Origin of the sequence: Bacillus sp. RZ2MS9 (assembly GCF_001816185.2) — a bacterium.
Lineage (GTDB): Bacteria > Bacillota > Bacilli > Bacillales > Bacillaceae_G > Bacillus_A > Bacillus_A cereus.
Genome location: NZ_CP049978.1, coordinates 4,534,721 through 4,560,689 on the forward strand (window position 1 = coordinate 4,534,721; position 25,969 = coordinate 4,560,689).

The following is a 25,969-nucleotide window of genomic DNA, read 5'->3' on the forward strand; positions in this document are numbered from 1 at the left end:
TTCTGTTTTTCTGTACAATATAAGCAGGAAAACGGGGGTGAACTTATGGAAAAGTATTTCTTATACGATGAACATCTAGGAATTGAAATTCCACATTTACAAGAAGACTGGGAAGAAATCCCCGAAAAAATGCAACATGCTATTTTACTAAAATGGGAACAAGTTCGCGGGAAAATTCCTGATCGTATAAAAGAACTTGAGCACTATATTAATAAAAAACAACATTATTTAAATAACGAAGAAGACTTCGAAGTTTCTTGTAAACTAAATTCAGAAATTGCCGATCTTGCTTCCATCATTAATGACCTTTGGCTTTGGTATCGACTCACTCAAAATGTATCTGAGGGGAAAGCACACCAATGAAAAAAGCATGCCCCTCAATTACTTTGGGTCATGCTTTTTTTGTCGTAACATGATTTACAATATATCTCTTGTGCTGTTTTTGCCAAACACACATCAAAAGGGCCAACTAATATACTTCTTTCTTTCGGCAACTTTACAAAAGCAACAAGCTCTTCTTCATATTGAATTTTTTTCTGACATGAAATACATATTAATTCTTTTCTTTTGAACATTTCTTTTAGCATACCTTCACTCTCCCCTTCATCTATCTATATTAATATACTCTCATAATAGTTAAGACTTGTAAAAAAATGACACATTCCGAATCGAATGATTCATATACTATGTACAAAAGGAGGTCTACAGCTTATGCGTGCTTTCGTTATTATCGCTTTAACTTTTTTAAGTGTGATTAGTTGGGATGCGTTTTTCAAAGATAAAAGTGATGAAAAGAATACAACGGAATAAAACCTTTTTTTCTTACTTATTGGACAAACCGTTACAAACTGTCCAATCCTCCGAAATAACTTAGGCTTTTCTACAAAAATATTTAAACATAACATTTTTTGTAGATTCCCTCCGTTTATTGTCGGTTTCCATCCGCATACATTTTTTAAAAGTATGATATAATAGTATAAATCTTGAAGGAAGGGATTTTGATATCATGATCGCTCGAAGGAGCATGTGGCATCGTATTGACGAATCATACACGTAGCGTATTTTTCAGCTCAGATACTTTAGTCTAGCGAAAAAAATACGAGAGTGGGGAAATTATGATTGCCCGAAGGATAATTTGGCAAAAAAAAGACTCTTCTTACACATAGCGTTTTGTTTAGGACTTAATTGTTACTAACTAAACAAAACAAAGAAGAGCAGGATTGCTAAATGAAGAATCCTACTCCACGTTTTGTTTAGTCGTTTTAAGACTTAAACTAAAACGAAGGTAGGGAGAATTGATGGACGAGAGGATTATTCGTTATTTCTTCAGCGACATATAGCGTAGTTAGTTTTTTCGTAAACTAACTGAAAGCTACATGTGAGCTCGTAGTTAGTTTACAACACAAAAAGGACTACTAACTACGGAAAGAAGGAATAACGATGAGGAACATCCAAAGTCGGCAAATTATTAAAGAAATTTTTATGGTTTTAATCGGTTCATTTATTTTAGCAGCAGCGCTATATCACATTCACTTCCAAAACCACTTAACAGAAGGTGGCTTTGTAGGAATTGCACTATTCATTCAAAACTTTTATGATATTTCACCATCTATTTCAACTGTATTAATGGATATCCCAATTATTTTACTGTGTGCTTCATTTTTAGGTAGAAAAATGGTTGGCTATTCATTCCTAGGTTCAATTTCATTCGGAGTATTTTATTCCTTTATGGAAAATTATTCTCCATTTACGGTAGATTTATCAAATAACTTATTTATAGCTGCAGTAGTTGGCGGTGCGTTAGCTGGTATTGGACTCGGTTTTATATTGCGATTTGGCGGTGCAACCGGTGGAGACGATATTTTAACAATTGTATTAAGTAAACGAACTCGTTTTACAATTGGGCAAATTTTCTTCGTCTTTGACGCGATTGTTCTTGCGCTTTCATTATATTATTTAAATTGGACAGAAATTGCTTTTACTATTCTTTCGATTGCCGTACAGGCAAAAACATTGGATTTAATTTATTATCCAAAAACAGAAAAAACAGCAGAAAAGCAGCCAGTATCTGTTCCAATGTCTAAAAAACATGCAACAAATTAAAAAAGCGAAAGGCTTCGGCCTCTCGCTTTTTTTATGCTCTTTTTTCTTTCTCGACTATATGGCGCACTTGATAAAATCTATTTGCAAATTCAGTAACGTTTCTTGTTAAACGATAATTCACTGTAGATCCAATTGCCATTCCAATTACCGGTATACCTTGGAATAATTTACGACGAAGAGCATAAATCGAAAATGTCTTCAAAATTTGTTTTAACACAACCTCAGTAGAAGCTGTTTGTAGCACTGCTTCGTCTCCTTCGTAGAAGAACGAATCTTCTTGCTCCAGCTCTTGCAATAAATTGTACCATGCGTATTGCTGAAGTCTTCCTGGTAGTAATGACGCATGAAACACCTTTAACGCAAGCATCATTTCATACGGCTTGTTCACATCATGTCCAAATGATGTTGCAATAAGTTGGACTGCCTTCACATTTAATGCGATCATAACCGGAAAATCCGCCGTTAATAATAATAAACCTCCAGCACCTGTTGCCCCGCCTTGTACAAATGAATATAGACGATGACGTGCTGTTTGCTGCTCTGCTATGTATGTTAATTGATCAATAGATAATCCTTTCAAATCTTCAAGCTGTTCAATCGATTCATCAAATAATCTTGATGTTCCTAAAATCCGATTACGTGCATCTAACTGTGCTTGTGAACTTTGAATAAATGCATGCAAATGAAAGAGCCATCCATCTGCTTTCGTGAAGAATTCTTTTCGCTTTTTCTCAGGTAATTTCGCAACTGTAGTATGTAACCATTTATCAAACACTTTTTGAAAATCGGTCGCTTCTTGCTCAACTAATTGCGCTTCCCATTCTTTTATATTGTCTAAAATGGCTTGTTCTCGCTTCGATCGCATCGTAACAACCACCTCGTTCGATTTTTTTCTATTGTAACATATTTCTGCTTATTCTTTGCAAATATGCTTGTCTATCTTTATTCACATACCATTTTTGAATGGCATAAAATATTAACAAAAAGGATGAGATAAATCACATGAATCTATCCGATATAAAAAAAGAATATAATGCGGTATTCAGCTTAGGACAAAACTGCTGGCCTGCTTGGGCATTATATCAATTAGAATTATCACCATTTTTTGGCGTTATTGATTTTATGCTAAGCCCCTCATTAGAAAAAGTGAATGTATTATTACAAAATCGATTTGACCGCTTTTTAAATTTCGAAAATTTATCCTTCATCTCATTTTGGGATGATGATGCAAAATTAAGATTAAGGGACAACCTTTATGAAATTGACTCCTGTCATGACTTTAAAACAGATGTAAACACACCAACTTCTTGGCCTTCTTATACAGAAATTAAGTTAAATTATGAACATCGTATTAATCGTTTTCTAGCTACAATTGAAACGGCCGAATCCATATTATTTATTCGAACTGGAGGAACATATGAAGAAGCATGTTCCCTAGAACAAATTTTATCTCAAATCGTTACACATACATTCTCTGTCCTGTTACTAATTCCTGCCGATATACCAACTATCACCCAAGAAGATTGGGGATTACAACGTGTTTGCGTTATGAAATGTCCTATTATGGATGTATACCAATACAATGAAGCATTTTGGAAAGACTTATTTGATGGCATTACGATTAGACCACATTCTTAAATACATGACACCTTTACTACAAAACATATTATAATCTTCCTTATACAAAAAAATAAGGAGTGATTGTATATGTATCCACGTGCAAAGGCTTTTGGCATTGCTATACATCACGGGCGTCTTCTCGTACAAGAATATCATTCAGCCGATGAAACATTTTACCGACCTCTTGGTGGTTCAATTGAACTTGGTGAACAATCAGCACATACCGTTATTCGTGAATTTAGGGAAGAGCTTCATACAGAAGTGGAAATCACCAATTATTTAGGTTGTTTAGAAAATGTCTTTCATCTAGATGGAGACATTGGTCATGAAATTATTCAACTATATTCTTTGCGTTTATTAGACACGTCACTATATGAAATGAAAATATTAAATATACAAGATGAGGAAACAGTAGCATATGCGAAATGGATTCCTATTACGGCATTCATTCAGAAAGAAAAAATATTATATCCGGATGGAGTTTTAAAATACATCCAAAAGAAAAAAGACGAAATCCTATAGGATCTCGTCTTTTTTTCATATATTAACCAATATCTCCAAGACGTAGTACGTCACGAGCAATCATAACTTCTTCGTCAGTTGGAATTACGATAATTTTTACTGGAGAGTGTGGGAAGCTGATGAATGCTTCTTCACCGAATACGTTATTACGTTTTGCATCGAAGTATACGCCCATGTACTCAAGGCCTTCTAATACGCGCTCACGAATAATCGCACTGTTTTCACCTACACCAGCTGTGAAGATGATTGCGTCTACACCTTTCATACGAGCAGTGTAAGAACCGATGTATTTGTGGATACGGCTTACGAATACATCAAGTGCTACTTTCGCACGGTGGTCGCCTTCTTCTTCTTTCGCAATGATGTCACGTAGGTCACTAGAGTAACCAGTAAGACCTAACATACCACTCTTCTTGTTTAATACGTTAACTACTTCTTCTACTGTTTGGCCTGTTTTTTCCATGATGTATGGAATTAACGCAGGGTCAAGGTTACCAGAACGTGTACCCATTGTTACACCAGCAAGTGGAGTGAAGCCCATAGAAGTATCAATAGATTTACCGCCTTCTACTGCTGCGATACTTGCACCGTTACCTAAGTGACAAGAAAGTAAGCTTAAGCTTTCAATTGGACGACCTAATAATTCAGCCGCACGCTCAGTTACATATTTATGAGAAGTTCCGTGGAAACCGTATTTACGGATGCCGAATTTTTCATAGTACTCATATGGTAAGCTGTATAGGAATGCAGATTCCGGCATTGTTTGGTGGAATGCTGTATCGAATACTGCTACTGCTGGTACGTTTGGTAATACTTCTTGGAATGCTTTAATACCAACAACGTTTGCTGGGTTATGAAGTGGTGCTAAATCGCTTAATTCTTCGATATCAGCTAATACTTCATCAGTAATTAAAACAGAGTCAGCAAATTTTTCGCCGCCGTGAACAACACGGTGACCGATACCGCCAATCTCATCTAGAGATTTAACGATTCCGTTTTCAGTTAACTTTTTAAGAAGCATATTAACTGCTACTGCGTGATCTGGAATGTTTGTAATTTCTTTTTGTTTTTCGCCATCTACAGTAATAGTGAAGATACTATCTTCTAAACCGATACGTTCTACTAAACCTTTTGTTAATACTGTTTCACTTGGCATTTCAAATAATTGGAATTTTAAGGAAGAGCTTCCTGCGTTAATCGCGATGATTTTTGACATCTAGTCTTTCGCCCCTTTTTCTCTTGGTAGTTGTGTGGATGTTTCCACAAACCGCTCGATTTTATCTGATCAAATTCACTAAATATGAAAACGTTTCATCATTAGCAAATTTTATACTCACGATTTTAATTTAAACATCGTCCGACATATATTTCAAGTGAAAAAATTGTAACACCAAGAAAAAATATATATTACAGATTTCAAAAAAATTCAGTTAAATCTTGTATATATTTAAAAATATGACATATTATATAAAACTGTACTACATAAATCACTAATGCTGTTACATATACCTAGCTTTATTTATGTGTTGCAAACCAAGTATTTAATTGATCCATAATGTCTTCCATCGCCTTCATGTTAGAGAATTTAGGCAACTCCACTAATAACGCCTGTTTTGGCATTGTTACATTAGCGCCTTTCTTTTGGAGAACAAATATACTTTTTGCATTTTTCTCGTTTTTAAACATGGAAACAGGAAGCTGTAATAACCCTTGAATAAAGCATGTTTCTTTAATAAATGCATGTAATTTCGGTGCTTGGTCACTTTCAAAAATGAAGTTTGGTACTAAGAAGAATAAGTAACCGCCCTCTTTCGCATGTTTCACACTTTGTTCAATAAATAAGTGATGGGCATACGACATTCCTTCATCTGCTTTTAATTTATATTCACTTGCACCGATTTCGTTTGGATAATAACCAACTGGCAAGTCTGAAACGACTGCATCAACTGGATCGATATAAAGTGGTGCTAGTCCATCTTGATGGAAGAATTCGATTGCATGCTTTTGTAAATTTGCATTTACTAAAGCAAGTTTAATTAGCACTTCATCCACTTCTACACCAAATCCACTCATTGTTAGTCCTTCTTTAGCGCTATTAAACACTGTAGTCATTAAGTTACCTGTTCCAATTGCAGGATCTAAAACTGTAATTTCATTTTGACCTTGCATAAATTTATGGAATAAGTAACTCATGAACATCCCAACTGCATCAGGTGTCATTTCGTGATTCGCTTGTACGCCTTCTTTCATTCCTTTTAAGATGGCTAACTGAAATGCTTTACGAATTTCTTCACCTTTATATGTTTCTTCATTAAACGTACTATATTCACGATTCAGCCTTTCAATTGCTGATTCGGATAATTCCTCTTGTAAAATCGCTCCCTCAAACAAGTTATCACCTGTTTCTACAAGCGCCTCTAAATATGTTACATCTAATTCTTTACGTAAAACTACCGCAGAAGAATCAAAAATAGAAAATAATGTTTCTACTGTCTGACTCACGTACATTCCTCCTTCTCTCTTTTACACATAACTTATATCATACCACAAAGTGATTTTTTCCAAAAAGAAAAAGCGACCTCCTGTAAAGAGCTCCCCTTTAGTTATATATGATATAACGTTTTTTCTCATATATCGATGCCGTTACAGAGCAATATATGAGAAAAAACGACCTCTTTATAAGAGGTCATTTTCTTCACATTACTTCGCAGATTTAGCTGCTTCTAATGCTGCTTCATAGTTTGGATGGCTTGTACCTTCGCTTACGTATTCTACGTAAACTACTTTGTCATTGCTATCTACTACGAATACTGCACGAGCAAGTAAACGAAGTTCTTTCATTACTAAGCCGTAAGCTTCACCGAATGAAAGGTCGCGGTGGTCAGAAAGTGTTACAACATTTTCTAAACCGTTTGCTGCACACCAGCGTTTTTGAGCGAATGGTAAATCAGCGCTAATTGTTAATACTTTCGCGTTTTCAATACCTGCTGCATCTTGGTTAAAACGACGTGTTTGTGCATCACACACACCTGTGTCGATTGAAGGTACAACACTAATTAATTTCACTTCGCCTTTGTATGTTTCTAAACTTACTGGAGATAAGTCGTTTGCTAATACTTGGAAGTTTGGCGCTTGATCGCCAACTTTAACTTCTGTTCCAACTAAAGTCATTGGATTACCTTTAAAAGTTACGTTTGCCACTTGAAAATCCTCCCTTATTTAAACAAAATATGTACAATGTAAATGATAGTTTGTCCCTATCGATAATGCAAATAAAATCGCTTTATTTACAAAAAAATTAAAGAAGCTAACCTATTGATTAGCTTCTTTATTCGTTAAATTTGAAATTCAGGATCATCTTCTTTTCGTTTATCCATCATTTCTTTCACTTTATCAACAGCTTGTGGCGCTAATTCAATTATTTTATCGATGACATGTGTTTGTTTATCTAAGTGCAATACTTTCACACCATCTCCATTTATAACAAGAAAAGCAACAGGATTAATAGAAACTCCTCCACCACTTCCCCCGCCAAATGGATGGCGGCCTGAATGTTCTACTTTACCAAATTCACTTCCACCAGCAGCAAATCCGAAACTTACTTTCGAAACAGTAAGAATTACACTTCCATCTGCCGCTTTAATTGGGTCACCAACAATTGTATTTACATCAGTCATTTGTTTTAAATGCTGCATTGCTGTTGTCATTAAACCTTGAATTGGATGGTCCATTCTATATCCCCCCTATGCTTGAACAGATTTTTCTGTCATACCAGATCTTTGCTTCCTCATAAATATGAGCAATTTCACCGCTGTTTTTATAGTGCGGAATATACGAAAAGATGCTGTTAACTCACATCTTGATGCAAATCCTTTTCCTTGAAAAACTGGGGTAATTTCAAATTCTGGTACGTCGACAATATGCATATATTGTCCGACAACTCCAGCAGCCATACCTTTTGTCCCCCATGCATATCCAGTGACAATTCCAGTACTAGCTGCGTCGCCTGCTCCAATTTGTGTATGCCATTTCCAACCATTGATTTTCACTCGTTTGAGAAAATCTTTAACAATAGTATGAACTTCTTGAAGCTTTTTTATCAGTTCACCAATGCTGTCAAGTTGCGCCATAATTTTATTATCGAGTCCGCCGTCCTCTTCAGCTTTTTCGATTTTCTGTCCTGTCTTTTTCTGCTGTTTTTCAATTCTTTCCAACACATCAAATGTATATCGAATCATCCATATTTTCACTTGAAGCAAACATTTCTTTTCCATTTCTGAATATAAAAATGTCACCTTAAGCTTTATTTTTGACAATAGTATAAACAAAATAAAAAGAAGAAGAATTATTATTCCAATTACGAGCCACTTCATACGTATCATCCTTTCACTCCGTACCCATTATCGACAACTTTATTCATCATTAAACAGAGTTCTATAAGATTGAATATAAAAATTTTTCTAAAAATAAAAAGGTGTTTTGACATTTTATATCGAAATATATTATTTGAACATATCATCAGGGAACGGACTCTAATGATATGTAGCACGAAAAACAGAAAATTTAACTGCAGTGGAGGGATACATAATGGCAGATCGTCGCAATTTATTTTTCTTTTATGGTGATGACAAAGCAACGCTCGTTGAAAAAATGAAACCAATCTATCGTATTTTAGAAGAGAATGGATTTACCATATTAGATCATCCAAAAAATGCAAACGCTATCGTCAGTGTTGGAGATGATGCAACCTTCTTACAAGCCGTTCGTAAAACTGGTTTTAGGGAAGATTGCTTATACGCAGGGATTTCTACGAAAGATGAAACTTCGTTCTACTGCGATTTCCATATTGATCACGTTGATACAGCCCTTCAAGAAATTACAAAAAATGAAATTGAAGTGCGTAAATATCCAACAATTCAGGTAGATGTAGATCACAGTACATCTTTCCATTGTTTAAATGAGTTCTCATTACGTTCTAGTATTATAAAAACATTCGTTGTAGATGTTCACGTTGATGATTTATATTTCGAAACATTTAGAGGTGACGGTTTAGTAGTTTCTACCCCAACAGGAAGTACTGCTTACAATAAATCATTGCATGGCGCAGTTGTTGACCCACTTATTCCATGTTTCCAAGTAAGCGAACTAGCATCTTTAAACAACAACACTTACCGTACGCTCGGTTCACCTTTCATTTTAAATCACGAACGTACATTAACTTTAAAACTAAGACCAGACGGTAACGATTATCCTGTTATCGGCATGGATAACGAAGCGCTTAGCATTAAACAAGTGGAAAAAGCTGTTGTACGCTTAAGCGATAAACAAATTAAAACAGTTAAATTAAAAAACAATTCTTTCTGGGAAAAAGTACAGAGAACGTTTTTATAGGATTAAAATAACCGCAGAATTATGGAATTCCATAATTCTGCGGTTATTTATTTACCCCGATTGGCGCGGACAATACTCTCTTACTATCCACCCGTTATTCTTGTCAGTTTTTGTCGGTAAGTCGATATATTTTAATAATCGCTCATATATTTCGAGTTACGGTAGATATATTTCAATAATCGCTTATATATTTCGAGTTACAGTCGATATATTCCGAAAATCGCTCATATATTTTTATGCATCTTTTCTATAGACAACTTGGCCATCTATTACGGTCATTTCTGCTTCTACTTCTTTTATTTCTTCTGCCTCAATTTCAAACATATTGCGGTCTAATATTGTAAAGTCTGCTTCATATCCTTTTGTAATTTGCCCTCGCTTCGCTTCTTTTCCAATTGCATAGGCACTTCCTGTTGTAAATAAAGAAACAGCCTCATATACCGTTAATCTTTCCTCAGGCATATAGCATACACCGTCAATAAAACTTCTACGTGTAACAGCGCTATATATACCTAGAAACGGATTTACTTGTTCAATGGGGGCATCTGAGCCACCATTACAATGTAGCCCTGCTTCCAGTAATGTCTTCCAAGCATACGCATAACGAAGACGGCACTCTCCTAGTTTTTCAATGACTGACGGAAAATCTGATGAAAGAAAGACTGGCTGTATATCTATAATGACTTGCAAGTTTTTCATTCTTTCAATTAACTCCTCACGAGCAAGCTGACAATGAATAATGCGGTCACGTAACCCTTTTGCTGGTGGATATAATTCGAGTGCATCAATGACATATTCAAGCGATAAATCACCGATAGTATGAATCGCAACTGGCATATGTAAATCTCGTGCTTTCTTCACTAATTCTGCAAGTTCTTCACATGAGAAAATCGCAACCCCATTCGTTTCCTTCGCATCTTCATACGGTTCACTTAATAATGCTGTTCTTCCGCCAAAAGAACCGTCAGAAAAAATTTTCATTGCCCCAAATTCAATATAATGTTCATTTTCATATTCTTTTCGTTCATGTGCTACTTCATGGTGAACGAGCAAATGGGCTTTAAATGGCATTTCTTTTATCACATGAGAAAACGCATTATGCGTTTTTCTAAAACCACCATAATAATTTAAATCTTCCGTATGCCCGCCAACAAGTCCGTATTTCCAGCAATCTTTAATCGCTGTTTGCAGAGCTCTTTGTAAATAAGCTTCATCAATTTCTGGCTGAACATGTTTAATTAATTCTTGCCCTTGTTCATATAAAAGTCCTGTTAACTTATTTGATGAATCTCTGCCAATTTTCCCGCCTTTTGGATCTTCTGCCTTTTCTGTTATATTCGCTTCTTGCAGTATGTATGAATTCACCCATGTAACGTGACGACAAACTCTCTTTAATAAAATAGGATGGTCTTTCGAAATTTCATCTAAATCACGCGCGTGAACATCTTTCGTATCTGTAAAGTTATTTTCATTCCATCCTTCTCCAATAATCCAAGAGCCCTTTGGAGCTTCTTCCACTCGCTTCTGAACAAGAGTCAGTACTTCGCTATAAGATGTACAATTTGATAAATCTAGACGAAGTAATCTCTCTCCATGCCCAATAAGATGCATATGGCTATCAACGAGACCTGGGATCATTGTTTTTCCTTTTAGGTCATGTAACTTTACGTTTGAATATTTGCTTTCTAATTCTCCCTTATTACCAGCATCAACAATTATGCCGTTTTCAACGTAAACAGCGTCCACTTTTTCATTTTCTTCTCTCATTGTGTAAATGGTGCCGCCATACCAAATTTCTCCCATATATCCCATCTCCTTTATTTTTTATTGTATAAAAAAAAGCACCATTTCAAAACATGGTGCTTTTCTAAAAATTACTTTTGTTCAGTAGTAGACGTTGTAACTTGCCATTCAATATTAAATTTATCTTTTACTTGTCCGTATGCTGGGCTCCAGAATGTTTCTTGAAGTGGCATGATAACTTCTCCACCTTCTTGTAACTTATCGAATACTTCTTTTGCTTTTTCTGCATTACTAATTTGAATTGCAATTGTTACTTGAGATCCGTTTGCATGTCCTTGACCTGGGAATGTATCAGAAATCATAAGATCCGTATTACCAACTTTTAAAGTAGCGTGTAAAACGCGCTCTTTCGCTTCAGCTGGAATCGGGTATTCTGGATTTTCAGGCATGTCACCAAAAGTTTGCATGACTTCTACTTTTGCATCTAAAGCCTCTTTATAAAACTGTACAGCTTCTTGCCCACTACCATCTAAAACTAAGTACGGATTAATACCTAAAATCATACGGACACCTCTTTTTTAAGTTTATAAAATCGAACTTGTGTTCGTTTTTTATATTATCATTGTTTTGCATTTCATTCAACTATTTACTCCACTGTTTTCAAAATTATTTTGACGGAATCTCCATCTCTTGTTTTCTAAGTTCAATACGGCGAATTTTTCCAGAAATCGTTTTTGGTAGTTCATCTACAAATTCAATTTTGCGAGGGTATTTATATGGTGCAGTGAGTTCTTTGACGTGTTGTTGGAGTGTTGGAATTAATGTTTCTTCGTTCTTTTCTATATTCTCTCTTAATACGATAAATGCCTTCACGACACTTCCACGAATTTCATCAGGACTTGCGACAACTGCACATTCTCTTACGTAAGGATGTTTTACAAGTGCATCCTCTACTTCAAACGGCCCGATTGTATAACCAGAGCTAATAATGATATCATCACCGCGCCCTTCAAACCAAAAGTAGCCGTCTTCATCTTTCTTCGCTTTATCACCTGTAATATAATAATCACCGCGGAATTGCATCGCTGTACGTTCATCGTCTTTGTAATATTGTTTAAAGAGGGCCGGCGTTTCAATGTGAACTGCAATATCACCAACTTCGCCTACTTTAACTGGAGTACCTTCCTCATTTACGATATCGACGTGGTTACCTGGCGTTGGTTTCCCCATTGAACCTGGTCTAATATCCATCCCTTTCATTACACCAACAAGTAATGTATTTTCCGTTTGCCCATAGCCGTCTCTCACTGTAATATGAAAGTGCTTTTGGAACGTTCCAATGACTTCTCTATTTAACGGCTCACCTGCTGATACAGCGCTATGTAACGCCTCTAAATTGTACTGGCTTAAATCTTCTACCTTTGCCATTAATCTATACTCAGTCGGTGTACAACAAAGCACATTCACCTTATTATCGTCTAATAAGTTCAGGTACGTTTTCGGTTCAAACTTACCGTGATATACAAATCCTGTTGCCCCTGATCCTAGCGTTGCTAAAAACGGGCTCCAAATCCACTTTTGCCAGCCTGGACTAGCTGTTGCCCATACAATATCATTCTCTTCAATTCCGAGCCAATTTGGAGCGCTCGTACGTAAATGAGCGTATGCCCACGCATGTGTATGAACGACACCTTTCGGATTTCCTGTCGTTCCTGACGTGTAAGATAAAAAGACCATATCTTCTTTATCTGTCTTCGCCATTTCTAACATGTCACTCTCTGTTTCTAACGCTGTTTTTAAATTAATCCATCCATCTACTGACTGCTCGCTCAGGACAAATTTTCGAAGAGATTCCATCGCTTCTATATCATCAAACTGCCTAATATACGGCTCATAGCTTACTATCGCTTTTACTTCTCCATGTCCAATTCGATATTCTATATCTTTTTTACGTAACATTTCCGAGCTTGGAATTACGACAAATCCTGCTTTAATAGCAGCAATATACGTCATGTACGCTTCAATTAAACGCGGCATCATAATGAGAAGCTTGTCCCCTTTTTGCAAACCACTTTTTATAAAAGCGTTTCCAATTTTATTCGCACCTTGCATTAATTCAGCGTATGTAACTTCCCTTCGATTCCCTTTATCATCTTGCCAAATTAAAGCTAACTTCTCTTTATCACCTGTATATTTCTCTATTTCAGAAACTAAATTATAAGACGGTGGCGCCAACAATTCTTCTCTCTTCATAAAATATCCTCCCTTTTCTTTATGCCTCCTTTATATAATAAAGAATTTTCTGTCAATTTTGAACCCTCTTCTTTTGACAAATTTTTCAGTTCTGTCGAATTAGTAAATGAAATTACATCGACTTACCGACAAATAGCGACACAACACAAAAAAGAAAGAGCGGGAGAACCCGCTCTTTCTAAGCCATCATATGGGATTATTTTTGGTAACCGCCTAATTGTTGCTCAGCTAGTGAAACTAGACGTTTAGTGATTTCACCACCAACAGAACCGTTAGCGCGAGCTGTTGCATCAGCTCCAAGTTGAACACCAAACTCTTGAGCGATTTCGTATTTCATTTGGTCTAATGCTGATTCAGCACCAGGAACCGCTAATTTATTTGTGCTACGTGACATGTTATATCACCTCCTTGTGAGTATAGAGTGTGATAAATAACATGACTTCATACACGTTTTAAATATGGTAATTTATGGTTTTAGAAAAGTTCTTCAAATTTTTCTTCTTCCGCCACTACTTCTACCGTTTGTAATACCATTGTTTCTTTGTTCGCTACAGCTTCATCGATTAATGGTGTGAAATCGTATTTCGCTTCAAAACGATTTGCTTTTTCACGTTTCGGCTTCGTCGCTGGGCTTGCTGGTGTAAATACAGTACAGCAATCTTCATATGGACGAATTGAAATATCATACGTGCCGATTTCTTCAGCGATTTTAATAATCTCTAATTTATCCATCGTAATAAGCGGACGAATAACTGGGTAGTTTGTTACTTCGTTAATCGTATGCATACTATCTAACGTTTGGCTTGCTACTTGTCCAAGACTTTCACCAGTCGTAATTGCAAGTGCGTTACGCTCCTCAGCAATACGTTCTGTAATACGCATCATCATACGGCGCATAACCGTCATTGAATAGCTAGATGGAATTTCTTTATTAATCGTTTTTTGCACTTCTGTAAACGGAACAAGGTGAAGCGTTACTCGTTTACAATACTTCGTTAACTCTTGCGCTAAATCGATTACTTTTTGTTTTGCACGCTCACTTGTGAAAGGTGGACTATGGAAGTGAACTGCTTCCACAGATACGCCGCGTTTCATCGTTAAGTAAGCTGCTACTGGGCTATCAATACCACCAGAAAGAAGTACCATTACTTTTCCGCCAACGCCAACTGGTAAACCGCCAGCTCCCATACGCTCATCACACATAATGTAGCTATAGCCACTGCGAATTTCTACGCGTACATTTACATCTGGATTATGAACATCTACTGTAATATCTTCTGTGTTTTCTAGAATGTGTCCGCCAATCTCAGGTAATAATTCCATCGTTCTCATTGGGAAATGCTTATAAGAACGGTGTACAGTAATTTTAAATGTTTTCACATCACCTTTTACTTGTAAGAAAGCTGCTAATGCACCTTCTTTAATGTCTTCTAATTCTGATGGTACTTTCATCGCTAAGTTAAACTTATGAATACCAAATACATCCTTCAATCTTTCAGAGACTGCTTCATGATCTTCACCATTTAACTGGATGTACATACGATCATGTGTTGCATCGATTTTAATATTTGGGAATTTTTTCAGTTTGAACTTCACGTTATCTTTTAATGTGCTTACAAACTTAGAACGGTTCTTACCTTTTGTCGTCATTTCTCCGTAACGCACTAAAATATATTCATATTTCAACATAATTTCTTTACCTCATCACTTCATATAATTTTGGCATCGTCTCTTTTACAATACCTTCAAATTGTTTTACTTCTTCCATTGTGTTTTCTGGTGCTAAACTAATACGAATAGCGCTTGCAGCTGCTGCATGCGGCACTCCCATTGACACTAACACTCTGCTCACTTCATTTGCTTTTGAAGAACAAGCAGATTTCGTTGACACATATACACCGTGTTCTTCTAAAGCATGAACGACTACTTCTGGTTTTAAACCAACAAATGATACATTTAAAATGTGCGGTGCTGCATATGCAAGCGACGTGTTAATCGTTACATCTTCCATCTCTTTAAAGAAACGAACAAGCTCTGCTTGTAAACTTTGCAAATGAGCTACCTTTTCTTTCACTTGTTCCATTGTCATGCGAAGTGCTTTCACCATCGCTACAATGCCAGGTAAATTTTCTGTACCAGAGCGATACTTAAGCTCTTGTTGACCACCTGATAAAATCGGATCTAATCTTACGCCATCGCGTACATAAAGAAGACCTGTTCCTTTTACACTGTGGAATTTATGTCCAGATATTGAGCAAAGATCAATATGAGAAGCATATAAATCAAGCGGTACTTTTCCTATCCCTTGTACATGATCTACATGGAATCTTATTTTCGGATGATTCGATAATAACGTTCCAATTTCAGCAACGGGCTGAATTGCTCCAGTTTCGTTGTTCACATGAATAATTGACACAAGAATCGTATCTTCACGAAGCGCTCGTTTCACATCTTCTACCGATACAACACCATGCTCGTTAACCGGTAAGTATGTTACATCAAACCCGAGTTCTTCTAATTGCTTATATGCTTCAAACACAGACGCGTGTTCAATATTTGTTGTAATGATATGTTTACCACGCGAACGATTCCTCATCGCTATCCCTTTAATCGCAAGGTTATTCCCTTCCGTTCCACCTGATGTAAAAATAATTTCAGAAGGTTTAACACGAAGAAGCTGCGCTGCAATCGTTCTTGATTGTGTTAATAGACGCTCTGCCTCTCCTCCAAGCGAATGAATAGAAGAAGGATTACCAAAATATTTCCCAGCAACCGTCACGTACGATTGAAGAGCTTCTGGATATGGCTTAGTCGTCGCACTATTATCAAAATAGATCATCGTTCTTCCCCTTTCAGCGCTATCACATCATATAATCATATCATAAATACGTGTCATTACGCTAAGACTACGCAAAGGTTCCGTTTTATCTCGATTGGTGAAGGCTAATAATTGGCGAGGATGCCCTCCTATTACAGTTTCACTTTATCCCGCGTTAACGGGCAATAAGACTCTCACCTCAAAATCCAGTTAGAGCAAAGAAGTTAGATGGGAGATTAACTGCCCGTAAATGCCCGATTGGTGAAGGCTAGTAATCAGTGGGGATGAATCTTCCCACCGATTACAGTTTCACTTTATTTTGAAACGAATAACCTTGCTGTATTCCGCTATTCATTATAGCAACATCGCCTGCAAAATTACATAAAAAAACAAACCCTTTTATGAAAGGGTTTGTTCATTGTCTACATATTCAGCTATTTTTTGAACAACGCCAGGTTCAAGTTGCTCTAATACTGAAGCCGCTTGTTCTAGAGCTGCATCGTATTGGTATTCACGGAATAATTTCTCAGCATAATTTAAACTTTCTGCTAGGTTTTCATCATGACTACGGTAACGGTTACCGTACTGAATTAATTTTTCCACTAAATATGCTTGTCCAATTAACTCTTCTGTCATTTCAGCTACACCGTTCACAGTTGTGTATGCTTCTTCTAAACTGCTATTTACAGCGTTCATATTTAACGGCTTCACTTCTAATTGTTCATATACAGCTTGCATTGCCATTTGCCCTCTTTTTAAATCTTCCATAATACTCTCTGGAAGACCTGGCAAATTCGACTTTTGCATAAAGCGTTTCGTTTCGAAAATAGTATTTCGCATTTCTTGTAACTTCTCACGTGCTTCAAATTCTTCTTTGCGCATCGTTTGCAGCATTTCTTTATATTCTGCATGAAGTACTTTTAACGTTTCACATTGCTCATAAACCTCTTCTAGTTCCTCGCGAATAATAGAGAAGGCAATATCTTGTTCTGCAACGCGTAATTGTAGCATTTCAAAACGTTTCGTTAAAATGTGCATTTGCTTTTCAATTACTTTTTGAGACTCAATGTCTTTATCTTGTAACTGATAGCTTTGTTTCACAAGTTGTGTTTCTGTTTTCGTTTCAATCGTTTCGATACGCATTTCTTCTAAGTCATCGTAAACAGAAAGTGTTTTTTGCTCCACATAATGTCTCGCATGTACTTCTTGTTCCAATTGATCGTAGAAGCCATCTAAACGAGTTTTTAAGTTTTCTACTTTTTCAGCCGCTTCTGTTATATGAAGCTCCTGTATATCCATTAAACATGTTTGTAGTTGTTTCGTCATATCGCGAACTTCTTTAGGGACTTCCAAATAATCTAATACATAACCTTGTCTTACCATATCATTATGTCCGTGTAATAAATCTTCCAGCTGAACTGGTAACGTCGCTTGGCACTCTACCAATAAATCTGGAATTTGGTGAATAATGATTTCTAAATCTGCTAAACCTTCTTCCAAACTAATAACAATTTCTCTCGCTTTTAAATAGTCGCCATTGTTTGTTGCTTCTTCAAAGGTTTTAAATTTCTCAGATTCAGCGTCTAGCATCTCTTCGATTTTCTGCTCTGCTGCTCCATACATATGTCTATGAGCAAGAACACTCTTTTTCATACTACGATATGTATCACGTAACCCTTCAATTTCCGAGCTATTTTTCTCATGGCTTTCTAACAATTGCTGTAATTCATTTAAAATGTCAGTAATACGATTATCAGCGTCATCTAAACCACTTATGGATTCGTTCATCGCATGCTTTGCTTTTCGGAAGGAGAATTGCGAGGCGAATTTTCGCGCTTGCGCTAAATCTTTGTCAGCTTTCGGAAGGGTTGTTGATACAATTTCATCCCATTCTTCACGCCATTTACCAAACAGTTCTTCTGTTTGACCCGTCATGTTTAAATCTTTTACCCGTTTTAGTTCATCTGCCACAGGTTTATCTTTTATCTCTTGTTTCCACTGCTCCAGTGCTTCAATATCTTTATATGAACGATTTCTTATCACAAGCTCTATCATGAGCAGCACTAGAATAGAGCTTACTACAATGATAACGATCGTCAGGATAGAATCCATGCAAAAAAGCCTCCTAGTTATATCTCTTTTTTTGTCCGTTCCGTTTATGAAATGGAAGGCATTATGTATAAAAAGGGAATTCCCCTATATTTAACAACTAACAATGTACTAATCATACCATGTAATGGTTTGTTTTTGACCTAGTTTTTTTAAAAATTTCATGTTCCTTTCAATGTGATTGTAATCTTTCTCAATATTCCGCCTACCTCACTACCTATCCTCAAATGATTGTAATAACAAACAATCTTTCGTATGGGATACGAAATAAATTTTCCGCATGAGTGGTGGTTCAACAGAAATTACATGTACATTTCCTTGCCTTACAGACTGCTCTACTGCCCTTTCTGGAAGTAACGTGATACCAAGGCCAGCTTTTACCATTGCAAGCATCGGTTCTGCGTAAGATGTTTCCACAGCTATAGTTGGTTTTACACCTATTTCATGAAACATGTTCATAATCATTTTCCTTACATCACATATTTCTGGATATACAATTAATTTTTCATTGTGCAGCTCTTCTATTTGAATGACTATCTTCTCTTTGTACGGATGATTATTTGAAACGGCACAAACAATTTTCTCTTGTTGCACTTCTTTTATATACGTAGCACCTTCTACTACTGAATCGATGAACATCGCGTCAATCTCCCGCGCTTTAAATAAATCTCTTAATACTTCTGTATGCCCGATTTGCCATTCCACTTCGAACTCATCACCTAATATATCTTTACATTCTGATATGTAATGCTCCGCTAAACTCGGTAGTATACCAATTGAAAACTTCCGGTTCTCTTGATACCCCCTCATTTCTGTTTTCACTTCATTTATTTGCTCCAAAATCGGTAACATTCTTTTTATAAATAACTCTCCTGCCTCCGTTAACTCTACTCCTTGCGCAGAACGTTTAAGTAAAGTAACCTCTAAATCCGCTTCTAACTTTTGAATTTGTTTACTAAGCGCTGGTTGTGATATATGTAAAATCTTACTTGCCTTTGATAAACTTCGCGTATGCTTCACTTCAATAAACGATCGTACTGCCTCCAAATCCATCGTACACACCTCTAACAAAAAGTTATAACCGTTATAAGAAATCGATATTTCCTCCTATAAACAATTACTCTTTATACTTATTTCATCAACTTACTATAACGAAATGTAAAGGGGAAAGATACTCTTGAACAAAAAACCAATGCTACTCGGATCCTTTCTATGCTTACTCGCCGTCACTGCCTGGGGATTTATGTTTCCTGTAATGGCAAATGCTCTGCAATTTATCGATCCATTCTTCTTCACAACGATTCGCTATGGATCAGCAGCTATTATTTTTCTTATTTTGCTATTAATTACTGAAGGGAAGACTTCACTCCGCTTAGAAAAAAGAACACTTTCTCTGTTCTTTTACGGGACAGTCGGTTTCGCGGGGTATGGTTTTCTCGTTTTCTACGGACAACAACTTGCCGGACCTTCCGGAGCAATCCATGCAGCTATGATTCAATCCCTTATGCCACTGATTGCCTTATCACTGCAATGGATAACGAAAAATCGCCGCCCACAAAACTATACATTCCTTTGTATGTTCGTTGCATTACTTGGTGTTATGCTTGTCATTTCAAAAGGAAATATTCACTTATTATTTGGAGCTGCAAGCCACTTATCAACAAACATATTGATGCTATGCGGCGTTACTTGCTGGGTCATTTATACAAACGGGGCTGCTCGTTTTCAATCTTGGTCACCACTTAGGTACACGACATTAACTTGTTTATTTGGCTCCATTTCACTCATCGTTATTGTTACTTTCTTAACGTACACAAATATAGTTACTATGCCGTCACTGCGTACAGTTGTGAGCGTTCGTTTTGAGCTCTTTTATATGTCGATTATCGCAGGCGTTATCGCTGTATTTTGCTGGAATATGGGAAATCGCTATATTTCATCTATTAACGGCATATTATTTATGAATTTAGTTCCTATCCTTGCACTCATTGGTTCTATCTTTCGAGGTTATACAGTCGATAAAATTGAAATCGCTGGAGCTGCATTAACAATTATCGCGCTATTATGTAACAATTTATGGCAAAGAAAAGTAAACATAAAAATCCCCACCTCAGTTCGTTAGGTGGGGATTCTTCACATATGAACAGCTCTTGGCCATTCATGGTACATATTCGCTTTACATAATGCTTGTTCCATCCATTGCTCAATCTCTTTCGTATACATTTCTATGAAAAATGTCTCAGACGGGAAAGAATGGAGTACTTCTGATATATATTGTGGATATAAAAACGGCATACTTATCATACCTTTTAATTGCGTCATAAACATTGTAAATGATACTTTCTGAAATTCTTGTTTCATTTGTCCTTGTCTAATCATTTGTTCTATATAATATCTTTCTTTAGAAAAATAAACGGTCATCACTTCACGAATTAATGTCGTATCAAGCGAAAGCTCTCGGTAGAAGAAACGTGTTAGTTCTCTATTTTCAAATTGATATCGTAAAATCCCGCGCACCATTTGCACCATTACATCTTTAGCCGACAAATACTCTCTCTGTTCAAACGACATTTCAATCACATGAATATATCCTTCTAAAAAATCAGTAATAAGCTGTTCTAATAAACCTTGCTTCCCAGCAAAATAATATGAAATATTCGCTACATTCACATCCGCTCGCTTTGCAATGTCTCGCACCGACGTTCCATCATAACCTTTCGTATTAAACAACGATATTGCCGCATCAATTACTTTTTGTTTCGTCTGCTTCATGCGCTCACTTCCCCTCACTGAACAGCTATAGTTTAAATTTCTTGACTTTTAAGACAAATTCCTTTAATTTTCTATCGACAAAGTCATGTGAAATACATCGTATTTTGCTAATATTTTACACATCTCGATAAAAAAGGAGCTGTTTCCATGTTTACTAAAGAAAGTTATGCAGGATCTCGCGTGCAGCAATATGAGACAGTAATTAAACAACTGGATGCGTTATTAACTGGCGAATCAAACGTAGTCGCAAACTTATCAAATGCTTCCGCATTATTAAACCAATTTTTAGATCGCGTTAATTGGGTTGGCTTTTACGTAACAGAAGGAAATCAGCTTGTCCTTGGACCGTTCCAAGGAATGCCTGCTTGCGTACGCATTCCATTTGGACGAGGCGTTTGCGGCGTAGCAGCTGAAACGAAAACAACACAGCTTGTAGCAGACGTTCACCAATTCCCAGGTCACATCGCTTGCGATAGTGCTTCTAATTCAGAAATCGTTGTACCAATTGTGAAAGAAGGAGCTGTCATTGGTGTACTTGACATTGATAGTCCCGAAAAGAATCGTTTTGATGAATTAGATCAGCGCTATTTAGAAAAGTTTGTGGAAACACTCCTAAAACATATGTAAAAAGAAAAGAGCGAGTTATCGATTTAGTACGTCCTGTACAAAACCGATAGCTCACTCTTTTTTTATTGATTAACAGTAGATATTTTCTTTAATGCCTGCTCTAAATCAGAAACGATATCCTCCCACGATTCTAAACCGACCGATAAGCGTATTAAATTATCGAAAATGCCCATTTCTTTTCTTAGTTCCGCTGGAATCGCAGCGTGCGTCATCGTTGCTGGATGCTGAATTAACGTTTCTGTATCTCCTAAACTCACCGCAATTGTAATAAAGTGAAGATCATTAATAAACGCTTGCGTCTCTTCTTTTCCGCCTTTTACTGAAAAAGAAATAACACCGCCCCCGCGTTTCATTTGACGAGATGCTAACTCCCCTTCTGGATACCAAACACCTTCTACCGCATCATGTTTTCTTAAGAACGATACAATTTTTTCTGCATTATCACAATGACGATCCATTCTTACTGCTAACGTCTTTAACCCACGTAATAATAACCACGCATCAAACGGCGCCATAATACCGCCGATATCCTTTCGCATCGGGCGAATCTTTTCAGCTAATGCTTTCGTTTTACAAATTGTTACACCTGCTACAACGTCACCGTGACCACCAATATATTTTGTCGCACTATGCACAACAGCGTCACAGCCAAGCTCAAGCGGCCTTTGTAAATAAGGTGAACAAAACGTATTATCAACAATAACAAGTAAGCCTTTTCGCTTCGCAACCCGAATCACTTGTTTTAAATCAATTAATTTCATTGTCGGATTAATTGGTGTTTCAACGAAAATAAGCTTTGTATTTGGGCGAATTTTATTTTCAATATCAACCTCTGTCTCCATATCACAAAACGAATGCGTAATCATAAATTTTTCTTCTAACACTTCTAAAAAACCGTACGTGCATCCGTATAATCCATTTGAACAAATAATATGATCTCCAGCCTTTAAAAAACCGATTAAAGTCGCTGAAATAGCTGCCATACCAGATCCGAAGGCAAGTGCCTCTTCTCCTCCTTCTAACACCGCCATACGTTCTTCAAATAATTTCACAGTTGGATTTCCAAGCCGTGAGTAAATATAAGATGGATCCACTCCCGCAAAACTCGCCTCTCCTTGCTGCGCAGTCTCAAATGTAAATGTAGAAGTTTGAAATAAAGGTGGTGTTAAACTTCCTTTATGTTCCTCAGATGTATAACCGTGATGAATTAACGCTGTCTCCATATGCTTCTTTTTCATAAAAACATCCCCTTTATGTTTTTATTGCCGCATATTCATCCATAAAAATTTGATGAACATTTTCCTTCATTTTATGTAAGCGTTTTATTTGTGTTTCTATCTCTTCTTCTATATTGTTTTAAATTCCTTCTTATATTAATTTCCAAAATTTATATGCATAAAACAAAAACGTACTCGCTTGACGAAACTCTGGGTAAAAGATATAATAGCGTTTGTGTAAAATAAAAAGGCAGCCTTGTAATGTGAGTTTATCGTTTGTATTTTGTTCCTCTACGGAGGTGTATCTCGTAACTCCCTGCTGCTGGAGCGAAGGTACATGAAAACAAAATGCCCGTAAATATCGATTACGTCTGTTTTTATTTTACGTAAATAAAAACATTTTTAAAGGAGGAGTCAACTATGGCTCGTTATACAGGTCCAGCTTGGAAACTGTCTCGTCGTCTTGGAATCTCTCTAAGCGGCACAGGAAAAGAATTAGAAAAACGCCCTTACGCACCAGGTCCTCACGGTCCTAACCAACGTAAGAAACTTTCAGAATACGGTTTACAATTACAAGAGAAACAAAAACTTCGTCACATGTACGGCATGACTGAGCGTCAATTCCGTCGCACATTTGACCAAGCAGGTAAAATGCCTGGTAAGCACGGCGAAAACTTCATGATCCTTCTTGAAGCTCGTCTTGACAACTTAGTTTACCGTATGGGCTTAGCTCGCACTCGTCGTGCAGCTCGCCAATTAGTAAACCACGGTCACATCATGGTTGATGGCGCTCGCGTAGATATCCCATCTTACCGTGTAAAACCTGGTCAAACTATCAGCGTTCGCGAAAAATCTAACAGCCTTGTTGTTGTTAAAGAAGCGATCGAAGTTAACAACTTCGTACCAGAATACTTAACTTTCGATGCTGACAAATTAGAAGCTACTTACACTCGTCACGCTGAGCGTTCTGAGTTACCAGCTGAAATCAACGAAGCATTAATCGTAGAGTTCTACTCTCGTTAATCTCGGTACTCTGCAAAGAGTATTATTAAAAGCCTTAGGAACCTTGTTTATCAAGGGGCCTGGGCTTTTTTTATTTGTTATTGATAATGCAAAATAAGGCATAAAAACGAATGCACCTGGGGCTAAGTGGGGCTGGTTTGGGACCAAAAATATAAAAGGCTGGCGTGTGTATAGAAATGGATAAGTACAAAAAAACACATGATAAAAGGAGTTACTTATTTTGAAAGAAACACTCACCAAGATCCCTCTTCATGTACAAGACTTTCAAGAATTAAAAATGTTATTAGGCGAATTAGTACAAGATGAAATAATGTTCATAGAGGGTCTTTCTAAGTATTCTCTAGATATTTCTTCTAAAAAATCTAAAGTCACCATTAACCTTAGAAGTGAATTTTTCCCCGATCCATACTTGGCGATTACTGCTATAAACATTATCCCAAGTAATCAAGGTAAGGGCAGTATTGTTCTTGAATGGTTTAAAACATTCGCTAAAGAAAAAGGCTTTGAACGATTAATATTACAAGAAGTTATAACTGAAGAAGGTTACCACTTTGCATTAAAAAATGGCTTTTCAAAAAAACATAGTCCATACGAGGAACTATTTGGAAGACTGAACAGTTTTGACGGGGATTATGAACTATATTTATAAAGAATAAAAAAAGTGAACGAATATTTTCCTTATGCGTTCACTTTTTTACTTGATGAATTATCCACCACAGCTTATTCTTTTCTTTCCATAAGAGCAATTCCCTCTATACTTTTAAATATTAAAATCGCTGTCAAACACATACCCGCATCCATTTGATGTTAACACAACAATTGTTGCGTTTTTAAATAACGGGAAATATTACTAACTTAAGTTAAAAATGGTAAAATGTAGTTTAAGGAGGGGGAAGAATGAGGAAACTAAAAATAACTGTTTTTATCTTATTACTGAGCATACCACTATTCCTATTAAATGGTTGCTCTACAGACACAAAACTATTAGAAAAACCAATAGGGGCTTATTTGTCCGAAAACTACGGGATAAAGAATGGGGAATTTAAAATTCTTTCTGCTAATAGTGGGTTTGGAGTTTCTGATCATAACACTTACGTGGAAATAAAAAAACCATACCACACTGTTGCTTATTTAATTACAAACAGTGAATCCCATTATGAAGTAGTTAAAAATGAAAGCGATGATGTTTTTCTAGAAATATTTAAAGGGGCTTATGTTGAACAGCATCGTGATGTTTTGAAACAATCCGATAAGATGATAAAAAAGTATAACTTATTAAGTGAATCTCCTACCGCCTATGACAAAGGGAAACAAAATTTCTATTACTATTTACATATAAATATAGATGAACAACAAGAAAAGGAATTAGTTGAAAATTTCAAACGTGATCAAAAAATAAACACTGACAACATAATGAAAACGTTAAAAGATAGTACACCTAGAGATCATGCTAATTATATAGGAGTCATCAATTTCAGTTACTATTACAATACCTACAAAAATAGTGAAACCGTTCCCAATGTTCAAAATATTATGAATGATTTTGAAAAGAGCCACGTGTTAACAGAGGGTATTTATAACATAACAGTTAAGACCATCTATTCCAGCCCTGATGTGCTAGAAGAAAGCATGGATAGTCGCAATAATAATGTCATGTTTACCGTGGATAAACAAGGGAAATTCGAAATATTAAAAACAACTGTAGATTCTAGATAAAATACGCCAATTGTTGTGTTTTAAATAAGGGGCGACTTCCCACCAGGAAGATAGC

Annotated in this window: 27 protein-coding genes; 10 read left to right on the forward strand and 17 right to left on the reverse strand. The window is 36.4% G+C overall.

The genetic code is table 11. The annotated features are described in order from the left end of the window. The first annotated feature begins 45 nt into the window (after window positions 1-45). Window positions 46-363 (forward strand): hypothetical protein, encoded by a 318-nt coding sequence (locus BHV55_RS23120; protein WP_000417216.1) that lies wholly within the window; start codon window positions 46-48, stop codon window positions 361-363. A 14-nt stretch (window positions 364-377) separates the two neighbouring features. Here the strand turns inward: BHV55_RS23120 and BHV55_RS23125 are convergent, their stop codons facing one another. Then, complete coding sequence (locus BHV55_RS23125; RefSeq protein WP_000910674.1) at window positions 378-587, reverse strand: hypothetical protein; 210 nt, start codon at window positions 585-587, stop codon at window positions 378-380. Window positions 588-1,440: 853 nt separating this feature from the next. Between BHV55_RS23125 and BHV55_RS23130 the strand changes: the two genes are divergently transcribed. Further along, window positions 1,441-2,103, forward strand: a complete 663-nt coding sequence (locus tag BHV55_RS23130; RefSeq protein ID WP_001244515.1) for a YitT family protein — start codon at window positions 1,441-1,443, stop codon at window positions 2,101-2,103. A gap of 31 nt (window positions 2,104-2,134) precedes the next feature. Here BHV55_RS23130 and BHV55_RS23135 read toward each other — a convergent pair whose 3' ends face one another. Beyond that, window positions 2,135-2,968, reverse strand: a complete 834-nt coding sequence (locus BHV55_RS23135; RefSeq protein WP_070756990.1) for an EcsC family protein — start codon at window positions 2,966-2,968, stop codon at window positions 2,135-2,137. A 137-nt stretch (window positions 2,969-3,105) separates the two neighbouring features. Between BHV55_RS23135 and BHV55_RS23140 the strand changes: the two genes are divergently transcribed. Further along, window positions 3,106-3,741, forward strand: coding sequence for a DUF1796 family putative cysteine peptidase (locus BHV55_RS23140; RefSeq protein ID WP_001053732.1), 636 nt, complete (start codon window positions 3,106-3,108; stop codon window positions 3,739-3,741). Between the two features lie 69 nt (window positions 3,742-3,810). Further along, window positions 3,811-4,245, forward strand: coding sequence for an NUDIX hydrolase (locus BHV55_RS23145; protein WP_000283468.1), 435 nt, complete (start codon window positions 3,811-3,813; stop codon window positions 4,243-4,245). A gap of 22 nt (window positions 4,246-4,267) precedes the next feature. Here the strand turns inward: BHV55_RS23145 and ackA are convergent, their stop codons facing one another. The 5 genes from ackA to BHV55_RS23170 all read right to left on the reverse strand — a co-directional run bounded on the left by ackA (window position 4,268) and on the right by BHV55_RS23170 (window position 8,627). Beyond that, window positions 4,268-5,461 carry an acetate kinase gene (gene ackA, locus BHV55_RS23150; protein ID WP_000034575.1) on the reverse strand — a complete coding sequence of 398 codons (1,194 nt, stop codon included), beginning with the start codon at window positions 5,459-5,461 and terminating at the stop codon, window positions 4,268-4,270. A gap of 299 nt (window positions 5,462-5,760) precedes the next feature. Next, window positions 5,761-6,747, reverse strand: a complete 987-nt coding sequence (locus BHV55_RS23155; protein ID WP_070756991.1) for a class I SAM-dependent methyltransferase — start codon at window positions 6,745-6,747, stop codon at window positions 5,761-5,763. 198 nt (window positions 6,748-6,945) lie between these two features. Then, window positions 6,946-7,446, reverse strand: a complete 501-nt coding sequence (tpx, locus tag BHV55_RS23160; protein ID WP_000024529.1) for a thiol peroxidase — start codon at window positions 7,444-7,446, stop codon at window positions 6,946-6,948. 134 nt (window positions 7,447-7,580) lie between these two features. Further along, window positions 7,581-7,976 carry a GerW family sporulation protein gene (ytfJ, locus tag BHV55_RS23165; RefSeq protein ID WP_000350003.1) on the reverse strand — a complete coding sequence of 132 codons (396 nt, stop codon included), beginning with the start codon at window positions 7,974-7,976 and terminating at the stop codon, window positions 7,581-7,583. Window positions 7,977-7,988: 12 nt separating this feature from the next. Then, a complete protein-coding gene (locus BHV55_RS23170; RefSeq protein WP_002101410.1) occupies window positions 7,989-8,627 on the reverse strand; it encodes a DUF2953 domain-containing protein in 639 nt (212 codons plus the stop codon). 205 nt (window positions 8,628-8,832) lie between these two features. Here BHV55_RS23170 and BHV55_RS23175 point away from each other — a divergent pair, with 205 nt between their 5' ends. After that, entirely contained in the window at window positions 8,833-9,636 is an 804-nt protein-coding gene (locus BHV55_RS23175; protein ID WP_000785186.1) for an NAD kinase, read from the forward strand. Window positions 9,637-9,870: 234 nt separating this feature from the next. On the opposite strand, the gene BHV55_RS23180 is transcribed toward BHV55_RS23175, so the two are convergent. From BHV55_RS23180 to BHV55_RS23215, 8 genes are all read right to left on the reverse strand, one after another. Next, the gene (locus tag BHV55_RS23180; protein WP_070756992.1) at window positions 9,871-11,439 is read right to left on the reverse strand and encodes an amidohydrolase; all 1,569 of its coding nucleotides are present in this window, start codon (window positions 11,437-11,439) and stop codon (window positions 9,871-9,873) included. 71 nt (window positions 11,440-11,510) lie between these two features. Then, the gene (locus BHV55_RS23185; protein ID WP_000600356.1) at window positions 11,511-11,942 is read right to left on the reverse strand and encodes a VOC family protein; all 432 of its coding nucleotides are present in this window, start codon (window positions 11,940-11,942) and stop codon (window positions 11,511-11,513) included. 103 nt (window positions 11,943-12,045) lie between these two features. After that, the gene (gene mbcS / locus BHV55_RS23190) at window positions 12,046-13,632 is read right to left on the reverse strand and encodes an acyl-CoA synthetase MbcS (protein WP_070756993.1); all 1,587 of its coding nucleotides are present in this window, start codon (window positions 13,630-13,632) and stop codon (window positions 12,046-12,048) included. Window positions 13,633-13,828: 196 nt separating this feature from the next. After that, window positions 13,829-14,026: an alpha/beta-type small acid-soluble spore protein gene (locus BHV55_RS23195; protein WP_000091640.1), complete on the reverse strand. Its 198-nt coding sequence runs from the start codon at window positions 14,024-14,026 to the stop codon at window positions 13,829-13,831. Between the two features lie 80 nt (window positions 14,027-14,106). Next, window positions 14,107-15,321 carry a tRNA uracil 4-sulfurtransferase ThiI gene (gene thiI / locus BHV55_RS23200; protein ID WP_000922337.1) on the reverse strand — a complete coding sequence of 405 codons (1,215 nt, stop codon included), beginning with the start codon at window positions 15,319-15,321 and terminating at the stop codon, window positions 14,107-14,109. A 7-nt stretch (window positions 15,322-15,328) separates the two neighbouring features. Then, window positions 15,329-16,471 carry a cysteine desulfurase family protein gene (locus BHV55_RS23205; protein WP_000638992.1) on the reverse strand — a complete coding sequence of 381 codons (1,143 nt, stop codon included), beginning with the start codon at window positions 16,469-16,471 and terminating at the stop codon, window positions 15,329-15,331. Window positions 16,472-16,849: 378 nt separating this feature from the next. Beyond that, on the reverse strand, window positions 16,850-18,562 hold the full coding sequence (gene ezrA / locus BHV55_RS23210; RefSeq protein ID WP_000377305.1) for a septation ring formation regulator EzrA: 1,713 nt from the start codon (window positions 18,560-18,562) through the stop codon (window positions 16,850-16,852). Between the two features lie 210 nt (window positions 18,563-18,772). Further along, window positions 18,773-19,612, reverse strand: coding sequence for a LysR family transcriptional regulator (locus BHV55_RS23215; protein ID WP_000362528.1), 840 nt, complete (start codon window positions 19,610-19,612; stop codon window positions 18,773-18,775). 124 nt (window positions 19,613-19,736) lie between these two features. On the opposite strand from BHV55_RS23215, the gene BHV55_RS23220 reads away from it, so the two are divergent. Continuing rightward, window positions 19,737-20,681 (forward strand): DMT family transporter, encoded by a 945-nt coding sequence (locus BHV55_RS23220; RefSeq protein WP_070756994.1) that lies wholly within the window; start codon window positions 19,737-19,739, stop codon window positions 20,679-20,681. An 11-nt stretch (window positions 20,682-20,692) separates the two neighbouring features. Here BHV55_RS23220 and refZ read toward each other — a convergent pair whose 3' ends face one another. Beyond that, window positions 20,693-21,331, reverse strand: a complete 639-nt coding sequence (refZ, locus tag BHV55_RS23225) for a forespore capture DNA-binding protein RefZ (RefSeq protein ID WP_000814923.1) — start codon at window positions 21,329-21,331, stop codon at window positions 20,693-20,695. 147 nt (window positions 21,332-21,478) lie between these two features. On the opposite strand from refZ, the gene BHV55_RS23230 reads away from it, so the two are divergent. Next, a complete protein-coding gene (locus BHV55_RS23230; protein ID WP_000494337.1) occupies window positions 21,479-21,958 on the forward strand; it encodes a GAF domain-containing protein in 480 nt (159 codons plus the stop codon). 62 nt (window positions 21,959-22,020) lie between these two features. Here BHV55_RS23230 and megL read toward each other — a convergent pair whose 3' ends face one another. After that, window positions 22,021-23,196: a methionine gamma-lyase gene (megL, locus tag BHV55_RS23235; RefSeq protein ID WP_000726606.1), complete on the reverse strand. Its 1,176-nt coding sequence runs from the start codon at window positions 23,194-23,196 to the stop codon at window positions 22,021-22,023. A gap of 399 nt (window positions 23,197-23,595) precedes the next feature. On the opposite strand from megL, the gene rpsD reads away from it, so the two are divergent. The 3 genes from rpsD (at window position 23,596) to BHV55_RS23250 (ending at window position 25,914) form a co-directional block, all read left to right on the forward strand. After that, window positions 23,596-24,198: a 30S ribosomal protein S4 gene (rpsD, locus tag BHV55_RS23240; protein ID WP_000135317.1), complete on the forward strand. Its 603-nt coding sequence runs from the start codon at window positions 23,596-23,598 to the stop codon at window positions 24,196-24,198. A 220-nt stretch (window positions 24,199-24,418) separates the two neighbouring features. Further along, window positions 24,419-24,847, forward strand: a complete 429-nt coding sequence (locus BHV55_RS23245; protein ID WP_070756995.1) for a GNAT family N-acetyltransferase — start codon at window positions 24,419-24,421, stop codon at window positions 24,845-24,847. 248 nt (window positions 24,848-25,095) lie between these two features. Continuing rightward, entirely contained in the window at window positions 25,096-25,914 is an 819-nt protein-coding gene (locus BHV55_RS23250) for a hypothetical protein (protein ID WP_070756996.1), read from the forward strand. The last annotated feature ends 55 nt before the right edge of the window (window positions 25,915-25,969 follow it).

Coding starts and splice junctions, on each gene's coding strand:
- BHV55_RS23120 (WP_000417216.1), top strand. CDS start 46: ATGGAAAAGTATTTCTTATACGATGAACATCTAGGAATTGAAATTCCA.
- BHV55_RS23125 (WP_000910674.1), bottom strand. CDS start 587: ATGCTAAAAGAAATGTTCAAAAGAAAAGAATTAATATGTATTTCATGT.
- BHV55_RS23130 (WP_001244515.1), top strand. CDS start 1,441: ATGAGGAACATCCAAAGTCGGCAAATTATTAAAGAAATTTTTATGGTT.
- BHV55_RS23135 (WP_070756990.1), bottom strand. CDS start 2,968: ATGCGATCGAAGCGAGAACAAGCCATTTTAGACAATATAAAAGAATGG.
- BHV55_RS23140 (WP_001053732.1), top strand. CDS start 3,106: ATGAATCTATCCGATATAAAAAAAGAATATAATGCGGTATTCAGCTTA.
- BHV55_RS23145 (WP_000283468.1), top strand. CDS start 3,811: ATGTATCCACGTGCAAAGGCTTTTGGCATTGCTATACATCACGGGCGT.
- ackA (WP_000034575.1), bottom strand. CDS start 5,461: ATGTCAAAAATCATCGCGATTAACGCAGGAAGCTCTTCCTTAAAATTC.
- ytfJ (WP_000350003.1), bottom strand. CDS start 7,976: ATGGACCATCCAATTCAAGGTTTAATGACAACAGCAATGCAGCATTTA.
- BHV55_RS23170 (WP_002101410.1), bottom strand. CDS start 8,627: ATGATACGTATGAAGTGGCTCGTAATTGGAATAATAATTCTTCTTCTT.
- BHV55_RS23175 (WP_000785186.1), top strand. CDS start 8,833: ATGGCAGATCGTCGCAATTTATTTTTCTTTTATGGTGATGACAAAGCA.
- BHV55_RS23180 (WP_070756992.1), bottom strand. CDS start 11,439: ATGGGAGAAATTTGGTATGGCGGCACCATTTACACAATGAGAGAAGAA.
- BHV55_RS23185 (WP_000600356.1), bottom strand. CDS start 11,942: ATGATTTTAGGTATTAATCCGTACTTAGTTTTAGATGGTAGTGGGCAA.
- mbcS (WP_070756993.1), bottom strand. CDS start 13,632: ATGAAGAGAGAAGAATTGTTGGCGCCACCGTCTTATAATTTAGTTTCT.
- BHV55_RS23195 (WP_000091640.1), bottom strand. CDS start 14,026: ATGTCACGTAGCACAAATAAATTAGCGGTTCCTGGTGCTGAATCAGCA.
- thiI (WP_000922337.1), bottom strand. CDS start 15,321: ATGTTGAAATATGAATATATTTTAGTGCGTTACGGAGAAATGACGACA.
- BHV55_RS23205 (WP_000638992.1), bottom strand. CDS start 16,471: ATGATCTATTTTGATAATAGTGCGACGACTAAGCCATATCCAGAAGCT.
- ezrA (WP_000377305.1), bottom strand. CDS start 18,562: ATGGATTCTATCCTGACGATCGTTATCATTGTAGTAAGCTCTATTCTA.
- BHV55_RS23215 (WP_000362528.1), bottom strand. CDS start 19,612: ATGGATTTGGAGGCAGTACGATCGTTTATTGAAGTGAAGCATACGCGA.
- refZ (WP_000814923.1), bottom strand. CDS start 21,331: ATGAAGCAGACGAAACAAAAAGTAATTGATGCGGCAATATCGTTGTTT.
- BHV55_RS23230 (WP_000494337.1), top strand. CDS start 21,479: ATGTTTACTAAAGAAAGTTATGCAGGATCTCGCGTGCAGCAATATGAG.
- megL (WP_000726606.1), bottom strand. CDS start 23,196: ATGAAAAAGAAGCATATGGAGACAGCGTTAATTCATCACGGTTATACA.
- rpsD (WP_000135317.1), top strand. CDS start 23,596: ATGGCTCGTTATACAGGTCCAGCTTGGAAACTGTCTCGTCGTCTTGGA.
- BHV55_RS23250 (WP_070756996.1), top strand. CDS start 25,096: ATGAGGAAACTAAAAATAACTGTTTTTATCTTATTACTGAGCATACCA.